The sequence below is a fragment of the Streptomyces sp. NPDC057939 genome (assembly GCF_042887545.1).
Lineage (GTDB): Bacteria > Actinomycetota > Actinomycetes > Streptomycetales > Streptomycetaceae > Streptomyces.
The window spans coordinates 257109-270161 of sequence record NZ_JBHVPG010000005.1 but is presented as its reverse complement, the minus strand read 5'-3'; the positions used below and the strand labels follow the sequence as shown (position 1 = coordinate 270161).

At 72.8% G+C, this 13053-nt stretch carries 11 protein-coding genes; 9 read left to right on the top strand and 2 right to left on the bottom strand.

Features of this window, described 5'->3' with window-relative positions; translation table 11 throughout:
* Nucleotides 1-27: 27 nt before the first annotated feature.
* Entirely contained in the window at nt 28-2304 is a 2277-nt protein-coding gene (locus ACFVS6_RS08895; protein ID WP_389702068.1) for a HelD family protein, read from the bottom strand.
* 187 nt (nt 2305-2491) lie between these two features.
* Between ACFVS6_RS08895 and ACFVS6_RS08890 the strand changes: the two genes are divergently transcribed.
* The 3 genes from ACFVS6_RS08890 (at nt 2492) to ACFVS6_RS08880 (ending at nt 6067) form a co-directional block, all read left to right on the top strand.
* Nucleotides 2492-3610 (top strand): M20 family metallopeptidase, encoded by a 1119-nt coding sequence (locus ACFVS6_RS08890; protein WP_389701973.1) that lies wholly within the window; start codon nt 2492-2494, stop codon nt 3608-3610.
* Between the two features lie 113 nt (nt 3611-3723).
* Nucleotides 3724-5673, top strand: coding sequence for a galactose oxidase-like domain-containing protein (locus ACFVS6_RS08885; protein WP_389701971.1), 1950 nt, complete (start codon nt 3724-3726; stop codon nt 5671-5673).
* Between the two features lie 184 nt (nt 5674-5857).
* Nucleotides 5858-6067 carry an acyl-CoA carboxylase subunit epsilon gene (locus ACFVS6_RS08880; protein ID WP_389702067.1) on the top strand — a complete coding sequence of 70 codons (210 nt, stop codon included), beginning with the start codon at nt 5858-5860 and terminating at the stop codon, nt 6065-6067.
* Nucleotides 6068-6082: 15 nt separating this feature from the next.
* On the opposite strand, the gene ACFVS6_RS08875 is transcribed toward ACFVS6_RS08880, so the two are convergent.
* Complete coding sequence (locus tag ACFVS6_RS08875) at nt 6083-7714, bottom strand: FAD-dependent oxidoreductase (protein ID WP_389701970.1); 1632 nt, start codon at nt 7712-7714, stop codon at nt 6083-6085.
* A gap of 273 nt (nt 7715-7987) precedes the next feature.
* Here ACFVS6_RS08875 and ACFVS6_RS08870 point away from each other — a divergent pair, with 273 nt between their 5' ends.
* The 6 genes from ACFVS6_RS08870 to ACFVS6_RS08845 all read left to right on the top strand — a co-directional run bounded on the left by ACFVS6_RS08870 (nt 7988) and on the right by ACFVS6_RS08845 (nt 12974).
* Entirely contained in the window at nt 7988-9088 is a 1101-nt protein-coding gene (locus tag ACFVS6_RS08870; protein ID WP_389701968.1) for a SchA/CurD-like domain-containing protein, read from the top strand.
* Between the two features lie 101 nt (nt 9089-9189).
* Nucleotides 9190-9636: a cupin domain-containing protein gene (locus ACFVS6_RS08865; RefSeq protein WP_389701967.1), complete on the top strand. Its 447-nt coding sequence runs from the start codon at nt 9190-9192 to the stop codon at nt 9634-9636.
* The gene (locus tag ACFVS6_RS08860) at nt 9633-10904 is read left to right on the top strand and encodes a beta-ketoacyl-[acyl-carrier-protein] synthase family protein (RefSeq protein WP_389701965.1); all 1272 of its coding nucleotides are present in this window, start codon (nt 9633-9635) and stop codon (nt 10902-10904) included. Before ACFVS6_RS08865 ends, ACFVS6_RS08860 begins: the two co-directional genes overlap by 4 nt.
* Nucleotides 10901-12160, top strand: a complete 1260-nt coding sequence (locus ACFVS6_RS08855) for a beta-ketoacyl synthase N-terminal-like domain-containing protein (RefSeq protein ID WP_389701963.1) — start codon at nt 10901-10903, stop codon at nt 12158-12160. Before ACFVS6_RS08860 ends, ACFVS6_RS08855 begins: the two co-directional genes overlap by 4 nt.
* A gap of 75 nt (nt 12161-12235) precedes the next feature.
* Nucleotides 12236-12490 (top strand): phosphopantetheine-binding protein, encoded by a 255-nt coding sequence (locus ACFVS6_RS08850; protein ID WP_389701961.1) that lies wholly within the window; start codon nt 12236-12238, stop codon nt 12488-12490.
* A 1-nt stretch (nt 12491) separates the two neighbouring features.
* On the top strand, nt 12492-12974 hold the full coding sequence (locus ACFVS6_RS08845) for an SRPBCC family protein (RefSeq protein ID WP_389701959.1): 483 nt from the start codon (nt 12492-12494) through the stop codon (nt 12972-12974).
* The last annotated feature ends 79 nt before the right edge of the window (nt 12975-13053 follow it).

Sequence of the window (13053 nt, the reverse complement as noted above, 5' to 3'; positions counted from 1 at the left end):
CCCCCGAGTGGCGGTGGCCGATCGGCCCTACACGCCCCCCTGCGCGTCGGACAACCCGCGCGGGAGGCGGCCGGTGTGGACCACGTCGAGGTGCTGGGTCGCCCGGGTGAGGGCGACGTACAGGTCGCTCGGCTGGAAGTCGGCGGGTTCGACCACGATCACGGTGTCGAACTCCAACCCCTTGGCCTGGCGCGGGTCGAGCAGGACCACCCGACGCGTCAGGTCCGGCTCCTCGCCCGCCCGTACGTCGGGCAGCGCGGCGGCCAGCGCGTCGTGCAGGGGGCGCGGCGCGATCACCGCGAGCCGGCCCTCGGCCGGGGTGGCAGCGAGCAGGGCCTCGGCGACGCCGGCGGCGACGTCGTCCGCCACCCGGACCCGGGGCGGCGTTCCCGTGGACCGCACGGAGCGCGGGGGCTCGAAGCCGGGCAGGTGGGCGCGGAGCACGGCGGCGGCAACCTCCATGATCTCGGCGGGCGTACGGTAGTTGACCCCGAGGCGCACGCGCTCCCAGCGGGCGCCGACGTACGGTTCCAGGATCTTCCGCCAGGAGCCGCAGCCCGCTTCGTCGCCGGTCTGGGCCGGGTCGCCGACCAGGGTCATGGACCGGGTGGGACAGCGGCGCATGAGCAGGCGCCACGCCATCTCGGACAGTTCCTGCGCCTCGTCGACGATGACGTGGCCGAAGGCCCACGTCCGGTCGGAGGCGGCGCGCTCGGCCGTGGTGCGGTGGTCGGCCTCCTCCTGACGCTCCGCCATCCGTTGGGCGTCGATGATGTCGTGGGCGGCGAGGTACTCGTTCTCGGTGTCCTCGAACTCGTAGGAGTCCGATCCCTGGGAGAGGTCGAGGACGCCCTGGGCGTATGCGACGCGTTCCAGCCGGTCGCGCTCCTCGGCGGCCCGCTGGGCGGTGTCGTCGAACCCGAGGAGTTCGGCGGCCTCGTCGAGGAGCGGGACGTCGGCGGGCGTCCATTCGCCCCCGGGGCGGCGGATCAGGTCGGCCTCGTCCGACGGCAGGTGCGTCGGATCGGCGAGGAAGTCCGCGATCAGGCCGAGGGGGGTGAGCGGGGGCCAGAGGCTGTCGATGGCCGCGTGCACCTCGGAGCTGGTGGCGATCTCCTTGCCGAGTTGGGCCACGTCGTCCGGGCCGAGGAGGTTGGGGCCGCCGTACGGGTCGGCGCCTAGCCGGTCGGTGAGTTGCGCGGTGAGGGCGTCGATGACGGCGAAGGCGAAGTAGGGGCGGGCGAGGTTGTGCGGCAGGCCGGTGCCGCGGGCCCGGTCGCGGGCCTCGTGGGCCATGGTGCGGTGCAGCAGCAGGGTGCCGTAGTCGTCGTGGTCGATCTCCAGGGCCGGCTCCGGGACCAGGTCGTTGTCCTCGCCGCTGCCCGCCGGGATGCCCTCGGGCAGGGTCTGGCGGTCCTCGACGACCCGTGCGAGGACCTGCGCCATGGCCGCGCGGCCCTTCACCGCGGCGGCGCCGGGGCGGTCGGTTCCGGTGGCGTGGACTCCGGGGAAGAGGTCGCCGGGCGAGGCGAGGAGCACGCCCGTCTCGCCGAGGGAGGGCAGCACCTCCCCGATGTAACCGAGGAAGGCGGGGTTCGGTCCGACGATGAGCACGCCGCGCTTGGCGAGGAGGTCCCGGTACGCGTAGAGGAGGTAGGCGGCTCGGTGCAGGGCGACGGCCGTCTTCCCGGTACCGGGGCCGCCCTCCACCACGAGGACCCCCTGATGGGGCGAGCGGATGACGCGGTCCTGCTCGGCCTGGATGGTCCGCACGATGTCGTGCATGCGGCCGGTCCGGGCGGCGTCGAGGGCAGCGAGCAGGACGGCGTCCGCGTCGGCCCCCTCGTGGCCGGTGCGCTCGGTGTCGGAGAGATCGAGGATCTCGTCGTGCAGGGCGGTGACCTCGCGCCCCCTGGTGGTGATGTGACGGCGGCGGCGCAGCCCCATGGGGACGTGCCCCGTCGCCAGGTAGAACGGGCGTGCTCTTTCGGCCCGCCAGTCGATTACCAGCGGCGTGCGTTCGGCGTCGTCCTGCCGGATTCCGATACGGCCGATGTGGTGGTCGCGGCCGTCGGTGAACTCCAGCCGACCGAAACAGAGACCGTGTTCGGCCGAGTTCAGTGCGGAAAGCACCCCGGATTGTTCGGCGACGACGACATCGCGCTCCATACGGGCCTGGAACCCGTTGCCGCCCTCCTTCAGGGCCGCCCGAACGGCCCGTTCGGCCTGGTCCCGGAGGTCTTCGAGACGCGCGTACAGCCGGGTGATGAATTGCTGCTCATTTTCAAGTTCCACGTTTGACAATTCCACTCCCGACGCGATACGATGCCACTGCAAAGCTTCTTCACGCCCTCGCCATAAACACCGCGCGAGCGAGACGTGAAACAACGAATATACGCAGGCGCATACCCCGGACGTCAATTCGTCCGGGGCTATTTTTTTGCGCCGCGAGCCCACCGGGCTCCGCACGGACCGGCAGTACTCTTGCGGGATGACGACGCAGAAGACCGTCGATGTGAACGTTGACGCGATGATCGAGGACCTCCGGGCACTCGTCGAGACCGAGTCCCCCTCCCGCGACACCGACGCGCTGGCCGCGTCCGCCAAAGCGGTGGCCTCCCTCCTCGACCGGCGCCTCGGCGGGCACGCCGTCCTGGTCGAGAGCGTCGCCGGTCCGCACGTCCACTGGTCCGGCGGCGGCACCCCCCGCGTCCTGATCCTCGGCCACCACGACACCGTGTTCCCGCTCGGCACCCTCGCGCGCCGCCCGTTCGCCGTCACCGACGGGCACGCCACCGGACCCGGCGTCTTCGACATGCTGGGCGGCCTCGTCCAGGCCGTCCACGGGCTGGCGGCGCTGGAGGACCTCTCGGGCGTCGAGGTCCTCGTGACCGCCGACGAGGAGGTCGGCTCCCACTCCTCCCGCGCGCTCATCGAGGAACGGGCCCTGGCCTGCGGCGCCGTGCTCGTGTTCGAGGGCGCCGCCGAGGGCGGCGGCCTCAAGACCGGACGCAAGGGCTGCGGCACCTTCCGGGTCACCATCACGGGGCGCGCCTCGCACGCGGGACTGGAACCCGCGGCCGGCGTCAACGCCCTCGTCGAAGCCGCGCACCAGGTCCTGGGCATCGCGGCGCTCGGCCGGCCCGACATCGGCACGACCGTCACCCCGACCGTCGCCGACGCCGGGACCCTGGACAACGTCGTCCCCGCGGAGGCGACCGTCATCGTCGACGTTCGGATCGAGTCGCAGGACGAGAAGGAACGCATCGAATCGGCCTTCGCCGCGCTGACCCCCCACCTCGACGGGGCGTCGATCGCCGTCGAGGGCGGTATCGGCCGCCCCCCGATGCCCGAGACCGCGTCGGCCGAACTCTTCGCGGTCGCCAGGCGGTTGATGCCGGGGATCGAGGGCGTGGCCGTCGGCGGCGGCAGCGACGGCAACTTCACGGCGGCGCTCGGAGTGCCGACGCTCGACGGCCTCGGCGCGGTCGGGGGCGGCGCCCACGCCGACCACGAGTACCTCGTCGTCGACGCCATGCCCGAGCGGGCCCGCCTCGTCACCGGCCTGGTCGAAGCGATCCGGGGTGCGCGGGAGGGCCGGGAGGCGTAGGCCGCCGGCGGGCGGGGCGCGGGTACCGGCGGAGCGGCCGACCGTCCCCCGACCGGGCGGCCCCGGGAAGTGACCTCGCGTCGAACGGGGCGGTTTGTCCTGGTTCTTCTAGCATGGGCGTCCCGTCCCGGCCGTCGTACCGAGGAGAGGCATGTCCCGAGCACACCGGTCCGCCACGCGATCCGCAGGCGTGTTCCTCTCCGCTCTGGCGGTCGCGACGACGCTGGCCGTACCGGCCTCGGCGGACCCCGGCGGACCTCGGCTCCCCCCCGGCCCACGACCGTCCGGGCGACCGCTCCGCCGGCCACCCCCACGGCGGCGTCCCCGGCCGGTCCCTCGCACGCGCCGGCGCGGCGGCCGCGCCGGCGGCCGACGAGGTCGCCCTGCTCGGCGAGGAACACGCCCGCGCCCACGCGGGTCGGCGCGCGGCGGCAGCGGGCGCCGCGGGCTACCCGCAGGCCACCCGCACCGCGAGCCTGGAGTCCCTGCGGGCGTCGCAGGCGCGCGCCAACACCGCGTTCGTGGCGTCGGAGTCGGGGCGGTTCACCGACTTCTTCCCCTCCCCCGACTTCGGCGTCCACCTCGCCCAGCTGCCGACAGGCAAGGTGCTGTTGTTCTCCTTCGAGCGCGTCGAGACCGACCCCACCAAGGAGACCGGTCCCACCGACCGCATCGGCCCGACCAACGCCGGCCGCGCCTACCTGTGGGATCCGACCCGCGGTACGGGCCCGAGGGCGTTCAAGGAGGTCCGGCCGCCGACCGTCCTGATGCCCGACGGCACGCACGTGCCGCGCCCCGCGCCGTTCTTCTGCGCCGGGCACGCCTTCCTGCCGAACGGCATGCTCGCGGTGTTCGGCGGCAACACGGGCGGCAAGGGGGGCAGCGGCGCGAAGCTGTCCTTCGTCTTCGACCCGTGGACGGAGACCTGGTACCGCAACCGCGACATGGTCGCGGGCCGCTGGTACCCCTCCGTGGTCACGGGGGCGGACGGCCGCCAGATCATCATGTCGGGCCAGTCCGAGCGGGGTACGGGCACCCCCACGCCGATCGTGGAGCGCTTCCCGGCGAAACGCCTGCCGGTGCCCTGGCGGCCGTACGACATCCCGCTGGACGTCGCCGCCGAGCGGTTCGGCGTCGACGCCCCCTTCCGCAACGACTATCCGCACCTGTTCTCGCTGCGGGACGGCATGATCTACGGCCTGGGTCGGGACGCCGACCAGCAGTGGCTGTTCGATCCCGTCGCGGAGACCCGCCGCGACCTGCCGCGGCGTCCGGCGGACTTCCGCGGCTACGGGTCCGCCGTGCCGCTCCCGGCCGGGTTCCGCGGTCCGGACTCCGTGCTCGTCCTCGGCGGCGACCCGCACGACCCCCACACCTACCGGCTCGCGGGGGGCCGGTGGACCACGGAGCAACCGAGGGCGTTCGGCCGTACCCAGGACGACACGCTGATCCTCCCGGACGCCACGCTGCTCACGGTCAACGGCGCACTGAGCACGCGGGACTACGGCAACGGGCCGTTCAACCCGAAGGCCGACCTCAAGTACCGGCAGACGGAACTGCGCGACGCGCGGGGCCACTGGCGGCTCGGCCCGGCCCAGCGGCTCCCCCGCGGCTACCACTCCAACGCGCTGGTCATGCCCGACGGCCGGGTCATGGTGACGGGCGACGAGCTCCAGCAGATCGCCAACGACCCCGACATCGGGGACGCCATGGACGGCAGCGTGGAGCTCTACGAACCCGCCTACCTGCACCGGGGCCCCCGGCCCTCGCTCGACCGGGTTCCCGGCGGGGAGTTGGCCCACGACACGGTCTTCGAGGTGCGCAGCCGGTCCGCCGCCGCGGTCCGGCGGGTCGTGCTGCTGGCCCCGACGACGGTGACGCACGCGGTGAACACCAGCCAGCGCCACCTGGAACTGCGCGTCACCGGGGTGCGGGGCGAGACGATCGGGCTGCGGACCCCGCCGTCCGCGGCGGACGCGCCGCCGGGTTACTACATGCTGTTCCTGCTCGACGGCCGCGGCGTCCCCAGCGCCGCCAAGTGGGTGAAGCTCGGTCTGCGCTGAAACACCGCCCCTTCACCCTTGTGGCGGTTGCCCGGCGCCGGGTCCGACCGCCCGGGCGTGTCGCACGGATGGGTGTGGACGGAGCCCCCCGGCACGACAGGCCGACGGGGGGCTCGTAGCGTCGTGAGCGTCGGGGTCCCGAGGGCCCCGACGAGGTGAACTCTCCTGCTGAGAGGCCGTGTCGATGCGAAACGACGCCCCCATATCCAGCCTGCTCCGGGTCCACCGGGGGAACGCCGAACCCGAGGAACTGGCCGCCATCGCGGTCGTGTTCGCCTGCCTCGCGGGCCGGGCCGCAGTGGCGCCCACCGACAACGGGAAGGCCCAGCACCGCCGCCCGCGCCCGCGGCCGACGGGCCACGGTTGCTGGTCGGGGTGCTGGGCCTGCGCCTGAGTCTCCCGCCGTCGGTCAGGACCGCGCGAGCAGGTGCGTCATCGCCTCCAGCAGCGCCGCCCGCGGGTCGGCCGCGGCTCCCTCCGCGCGCCAGGCCACGAACCCGTCCGGGCGTACGAGTACGGCCCCGTCGGCCGGCAGCTCGTGCAGCGCGGCCCAGTCGGCCTCGGGCGCCTGGACCAGGTCGGCGTCGGGAGCCGAGCCGATCGTCCAGGCGTCCAGTCGGGCGCCCAGCTCCCGCGCCACCTTCCCGGCGGCCTCCCGCCAGGGCGTGCCCGGCGAACTGAGCAGCACGAACGAGGTCTCGTACAGGTCGAGCGTGGAGATCCGCTCCCCCGCACGGGTCAGCCACATGTGCGGCGCGCGGGTGCCGACGTCGCCGGCGAGGCGCATCTTCTCCGGGATGATCGGCCGGGCGGTGTCGCCGCCGATGACCGCGCCCTTCGGGTAGGCGTAGCCCATGGCGGTGGTCAGGACGCCGCTGCCGGGGCCGCCGCCCATGGTGGGGGGCGGTACGTAGCCCGGGTGGCTGTGCTCGGCCGAACGGGCGGAGGCCCGCTCGCTGGTGGCCTTCGCGACGGGCAGGCGCTCGGCCTCGTACGTGTCGAGGAGGTCGGGGCCGGCGGAGCCGTTGAGCACCGCCGCGATCTTCCAGGCGAGGTTGTGCGCGTCCTGGATGCCGGTGTTGGAACCGAACGCGCCGGTCGGGGACATCTCGTGCGCCGCGTCACCGACGACGAAGACACGACCGACGCGGTACTGCTCGGCCACCCGTTCGGCTGCGTGCCAAGGGGCCTTTCCGCCGATCTCGACGTCCAGGTCGGGCACGCCGATGGCCTCGCGGATCTGCGCCACGCAGCGCTCCTCCGTGAAGTCCTCCAGGGTCTCGCCCGTCTCCGGGTGCCAGGGGGCGTGGAAGACCCACTGGGTCTCGTTGTCGACCGGCAGCAGGGCGCCGTCCGCGCCGGGGCGCATCAGGTAGCAGACGATGAACCGCAGGTCACCGAGGAGACCGGCGAGGTTCTCGGACCGGAAGACGATGCTGACGTTGTGGAACAGCTCGCCGTTGCCGCTCTGGCGGATGCCGAGGGCCTCCCGGACGGGGCTGCGGGGCCCGTCCGCGGCGATCAGGTAGTCCGCTCGGACGGTGAGGTGCTCACCGGTCTCACGGTTCTTGACCAGGGCGGTCACTCCGGTGGCGTCCTGGTCGAAACTCATCAGTTCGGTGGCGAAGCGCACGTCGGCGCCCTGTGCGCGGCTCTGGGCGGCGAGGACCGGCTCGATGTTGTTCTGGCTGCACAGGCACCAACCGGTCGGGCTGAAGCGGGCGAGGGCCCCGGAGGGGTCGACCGCCTTGATCAGCCACTTGTGCTCTCCGCCGATCAGCGCGTGGGTCTGCAGGATTCCCTGGTTGGCCTCCAGCGCGGAGGCCTCCTTGCGGATGGCGGGCTCGGCGCCCGCCGTCCGGAACAGTTCCATCGTGCGTGCGTTGATCCCTCGTCCACGGGGGTGGACGGAGGTACCGGAGTGCTTCTCGACCAGCAGGTGCCTGATGCCGTGGCGGCTCAGGAACAGCGAGGTGGACAGGCCCACGAGGGAGCCGCCCACGACGAGGACCGGTACGCGAACATCGGCATGCTCTTCCATCAGCTGCGGGCTCCTGTTTCGTCTGGGGGGCAGTGGTCGCCTTATGCCCCCGATGAGCCCCGATGCCCTGGTGATTCGCCGCTTGTCACCCGCTTGATCCGGAGATGTAGCGATCCGTACCCGGGCGGATGACGATGAGCGACAGCGGTGGCCCCCGGCCCCGCCGTCCCCGATCGCGCGGGGCGCCGGCCCCATCGACCCGGGCAGTTGCCGCCGAAGACGCACGTGAGCGCGTTCGCGCCGGACTCCGGGCCCTCACGAAGGAGTGAGCAGATGACAACCACACTGTCCGAACGGGTGTCGCAGTCGGCCTTCGACGGCTCCATGCTCCGGGTCGTCCTGCTGATGGACCTGCACGAAGGGGTCCAACAGAAGTTCTTCGAGGCCTACGAGCAGCTGCGGCACGACATCGCCTCGGTCCCCGGTCACCTCGGCGACCAGCTCTGCCAATCGTTCGAGAACCCCGAGCAGTGGCTGATCACCAGCGAGTGGGAGAGCGCCCCGCAGTACCTCGCCTGGGTGAACAGCGAGGAGCACACCGAGCAGGTCCGCCCGCTGGGCGCCTGCGTACGGACGATGCGGCCGATGCAGTTCACCGTCCTGAAGGAGACCGGCCGGCGCTACGAGGCCCCCGCGAAGGGCTTCGGCGGCCGTTTGCAGACCACCCCCCGGCTGGGCGCGGGCGTCGTGCGCCACGCGCTGACCTTCACGGTGAAGCCGGGCACCGAGGCGAAGGTCGCCGAGATCCTGTCCTCCTACTCCTCACCGGCCGCACAGGTCGACGAGCACACCCGACTGCTGCGCACGTCCCTGTTCATGTACGGCAACCGGGTGGTCCGGGCGGTGGAGGTGCAGGGCGACCTGACGGCGGCGCTGCGGCACGTGGCGAAGCAGCCCGAGATCCGGGCCGTCGAGCAGCAGATGGACCCGTACCTGGAGCAGGAGCGGGACCTGACCGACCCGGAGTCGGCCCGGATGTTCTTCATGCGGGCGGCCCTGCCGGCCGTCCACCACGTGGCGGCCACCCGGCGGGAGCCGCAGGATGTGCGCAGGCACGCGCTCTTCTACCCCGCCAAGGCGGGCTGCGGTCCGCTGCTGGCCCGCTTCCTGGCCCGGCAGGACGAGGCGGCCGCGCAGCGTCCGACCAGCCCGGTGGTGAGCAGCAGCGTCTTCCAGCGCGACGACGTCGTCGTTCGGCTCCTGGACGTCGCCGGTCCGTCGGACGGCCTGTTCGCGGCCGGCTTCGGCATCGACGGGCCCCGCAAGGCCGCGGTGCTCCGGCGCCTGCTGGCCGGCGAACCCGGCGCCGTGCCGGACGGCGCTCCCCACCCCATGGACCTGATCACCGACCGTCGGGCTCCGGCGCAGTCCTGATCCGGACGGGCCGCGGCGTCCACCGGCGCGGCCCCGAGCAGCAGTCCCACCACCACCGGCAGCCCGCGGTCGGGCTCCGCACCGCCAGGAGGAAGTCAGTCATGACGCAACATCACCCGCGCATCGTCGATCTCAGCGAGACGCAGCCCAACACCAGGCGTGGAGGTGACCTGCGCGCCGTGCTCACGCCGACCTCGGTGGGTTCGACGAGCGGATTCATGGGGCTGGCCCTGATCGCCCCCGGGGAGTCGATCGCCGAGCACTACCACCCGTACTCCGAGGAGTTCGTGTACGTGGTGAGCGGCTCCCTGGAGGTCGACCTCGACGGGGAACCGCACCCGCTGCGCACGGACCAGGGGCTCCTCGTCCCGCTGAACGTGCGGCACCGCTTCCGCAACGTCGGCAGCACCGAGGCCCGGATGGTGTTCCACCTCGGCCCGCTCGCACCGCGCCCGGAGCTCGGGCACGTGGACACCGAGGAGGCTCCGAACCCCGGGGGCACCGCGTGGGCCGAGCGCCCGCCCGAGCGTACGGGCGTGGTCTCTTGACCCGCCGACGGGTGGCCGTCACCGGTGTCGGTGTCGTCGCGCCCGGCGGGATCGGCGCGGCCGCGTTCTGGGACCTGCTGTCCAACGGCCGTACGGCGACGCGGGGCATCACCCTGTTCGACCCGGCCGGGTTCCGCTCCCGGATAGCCGCCGAGGTCGACTTCGAGCCGACCGCACACGGCCTGGGCCCCGATGACTCGGCCCGGGCGGACCGGTACATCCAGTTCGCGCTGGTCGCCGCCCGTGAGGCGATGGCCGACGCGGGACTGACCCTCGACGGCGAGGACGCGTGGCGCACCGGGGTCTCCCTGGGCACCGCGGTGGGCGGGACCACCCGTCTGGAGCACGACTACGTCGCCGTCAGCCAGAAGGGCGACTGGTGGGACGTGGACCACCGGCTCGCCTCGCCGTTCCTGCACCGCGCGTTCACCCCCGCCACGCTCGCTTCGGCGGTGGCGGAACAGACCGGGGCGCGCGGGCCGGTACAGACCGTCTCCACCGGCTGCACGTCCGGGCTCGACGCCATCGGGTACGCCGTGCACGCCATCCAGGACGGCCGGATGGACGTCTGCGTCGCCGGCGCCTCCGACTCCCCCGTCTCCCCGATCACCGTGGCCTGCTTCGACGCGATCAAGGCGACCTCGGCGAACAACGACGACCCGGCGCACGCGTCGAGGCCGTTCGACGCGGACCGGGACGGTTTCGTGCTCGGCGAGGGCGGCGCGATATTGGTGCTGGAGGAGCTGGAGCACGCCCGGGCCCGCGGTGCGACCGTGTACTGCGAGGTCGGCGGTTACGCCACCTTCGGCAACGCCCACCACATGACGGGGCTGACCCCGGAGGGCCTGGAGATGGCCCGGGCGATCCGGACGGCCCTGGACCAGGCCGAGGTCGACTCCGCGGAGATCGACTACGTCAACGCGCACGGTTCCGGCACCAAGCAGAACGACCGGCACGAGACGGCGGCCGTCAAGCGGGTCCTGGGCGCGCACGCCTACGAGACGCCGATGAGCTCCATCAAGTCGATGGTGGGGCACTCCCTCGGCGCGATCGGCGCGATCGAGCTCGCGGCCTGCGTCCTGGCCATGACCCACCACGTGGTGCCGCCGACGGCGAACTACGAGACCCCGGATCCGGAGTGCGATCTGGACTACGTGCCGCGAACGGCCCGCAACCACACCCTGCGCAACGTGCTGTCGGTCGGCAGCGGCTTCGGCGGCTTCCAGTCCGCCGTGGTCCTGACCCAGCCCAAGGAGGTGCGCGCGTGAACAGCCGTACTGCCACAGCCGGCAAGTCGGTGGTCGTGACGGGCATCGGAGTCGTCGCGCCCAACGGCGTCGGCGCCGATGCCTTCTGGAAGGCGACGCAGTCGGGCGTCAGCGTCCTCGACCGGGTGACCCGGCAGGGGTGCGAGCACCTGCCGCTGCGGGTCGCCGGTGAGGTCCGGGGCTTCGAGCCCGGGTCCCTCGTCGAGGACCGGTTCCTGGTGCAGACCGACCGCTTCAGTCACTACGCCCTGGCCGCGGCCGACCTCGCCCTGGAGCACGCCCGGCTCGGCCGGGCGGACTACGAGGACGATCCGTACGCGGTGGGTGTCGTCACCGCCGCGGGTTCGGGCGGCGGCGAGTTCGGGCAGCGCGAGTTGCAGCGGCTGTGGGGGCGGGGCCCCCGCTTCGTCGGCCCGTACCAGTCCATCGCCTGGTTCTACGCGGCCAGCACCGGGCAGGTCTCCATCCGGCGCGGGTTCAAGGGTCCGTGCGGGGTCGTCGCCTCCGACGAGGCGGGCGGGCTCGACGCGTTCGCCCACGCCGCCCGGCAGATCCGGCGGGGCAGCAGGGCGATGCTGGTCGGCGCCACGGAGGCGCCGCTCGCCCCGTACTCGATGGTGTGCCAGCTCGGGTACCCGGGCCTCAGCACCCGGGAGGAACCGGAGCGCGCCTACCGCCCCTTCACCTCGAAGGCGTGCGGCTTCGCCCCGGCCGAGGGCGGCGCGATGTTCGTCGTCGAGGAGGCGGCCGCGGCCGCCGCCCGGGGCGCGACGGTGCGGGCCGTACTGGCCGGCCACGCCGCGACCTTCACCGGGCCGGGCCGCTGGGAGGAGTCCGCCGAGGGCCTCGCCCACGCGATCCGCGGCGCGCTGGCGGAGGCCGGTGTCGCGCCCGAGGAGGTGGACGTCGTCTTCGCGGACGCCCTCGGCACGCCGGAGGCGGATGCCGCCGAGGTGCGGGCGATCCACGACGCGCTCGGCGCCCACGGGGCCCGGGTGGCCGTGACCGCCCCCAAGACCGGTACCGGACGGGCCTACTGCGCGGCCGGCACCCTCGACGTCGCCGCGGCCGTGATGGCCCTGGAACACGGCGTCGTACCCCCCACGCCGAACGTGTTCGAGGTCTGCCACGACCTCGACGTCGTGACCGGCGGCGCCCGGGTCGCGCCCGTGCGGACCGCGCTCGTACTGAGCCGGGGCCTCATGGGTTCGAACGCGGCGGTCGTCCTCCGCAAAGGGCCCGAATCGCCCGTGTAGGGATCGGGACCCGCTCGTCAGGGCCGCGGCGTCATCGGCGCGGCACTCCGGAAGCAGGAAAGAGAGAAGGCACCCATGTCCGACCGACTGACCATGGAAGAGCTCGCGGCCCTGATGAAGACCGCGGGCATCACCGTCGACCCCTCCGAGATGCGGGACCGTCCGGAGTCGCGGTTCGACGAGTACGGACTCGACTCGCTGGGCCTGCTCGGCATCGTCGGCGAGCTGGAGAACCGGCGCGGTCGGGCGCTGCCCACCGACGCCGACCGCTGCAAGAGCCCCCACGAGTTCCTCGACCTCGTGAACAACAGCCTGATGACCGGAGCCTGACATGCCTGGACACACCGACAACGAGATCCACGTGGACGCGCCCGTCGACGTCGTGTGGGACGTGACGAACGACCTGCCGAACTGGCCGGAGCTGTTCAGCGAGTACGCGTCGATCGAGATCCTGGAGAAGGAGGGGAACACCACCCGGTTCCGCCTCGCCATGCACCCCGACGAGAACGGCGTGGTGTGGAGCTGGGTCTCCGAGCGCACCGTGGACCGCGCGGGCCTGACCGTGAAGGCCCGCCGGGTGGAGACCGGACCGTTCGCCCACATGAACATCCACTGGGAGTACGGCGAGGTGGCCGGCGGCGGCACCCGGATGCGCTGGGTGCAGGACTTCGCGATGAAGCCGGACGCCCCCATCGACGACGAGGGCATGACCAAGCGGATCAACCACAACTCCCGGATCCAGATGGAACTCATCCGGGACAAGATCGAGCAGGGTCGGCGCGGGGTGCGCACCCCGGTCGCCGAGCGGCGCTGAGCCACCGGCAGCGTCCCTCCGTACCCGACCTCACCTCGTCCACCCGCACCTCGCTTCTCCTCACCCGAGACGAAAGGCA

What these genes read in the sequence shown, in the direction of transcription:
- ACFVS6_RS08890 (WP_389701973.1), top strand. Translation starts at nt 2,492, where the DNA reads ATGACGACGCAGAAGACCGTCGATGTGAACGTTGACGCGATGATCGAG.
- ACFVS6_RS08885 (WP_389701971.1), top strand. Translation starts at nt 3,724, where the DNA reads ATGGGCGTCCCGTCCCGGCCGTCGTACCGAGGAGAGGCATGTCCCGAG.
- ACFVS6_RS08880 (WP_389702067.1), top strand. Translation starts at nt 5,858, where the DNA reads ATGCGAAACGACGCCCCCATATCCAGCCTGCTCCGGGTCCACCGGGGG.
- ACFVS6_RS08875 (WP_389701970.1), bottom strand. Translation starts at nt 7,714, where the DNA reads ATGGAAGAGCATGCCGATGTTCGCGTACCGGTCCTCGTCGTGGGCGGC.
- ACFVS6_RS08870 (WP_389701968.1), top strand. Translation starts at nt 7,988, where the DNA reads ATGACAACCACACTGTCCGAACGGGTGTCGCAGTCGGCCTTCGACGGC.
- ACFVS6_RS08865 (WP_389701967.1), top strand. Translation starts at nt 9,190, where the DNA reads ATGACGCAACATCACCCGCGCATCGTCGATCTCAGCGAGACGCAGCCC.
- ACFVS6_RS08850 (WP_389701961.1), top strand. Translation starts at nt 12,236, where the DNA reads ATGTCCGACCGACTGACCATGGAAGAGCTCGCGGCCCTGATGAAGACC.
- ACFVS6_RS08845 (WP_389701959.1), top strand. Translation starts at nt 12,492, where the DNA reads ATGCCTGGACACACCGACAACGAGATCCACGTGGACGCGCCCGTCGAC.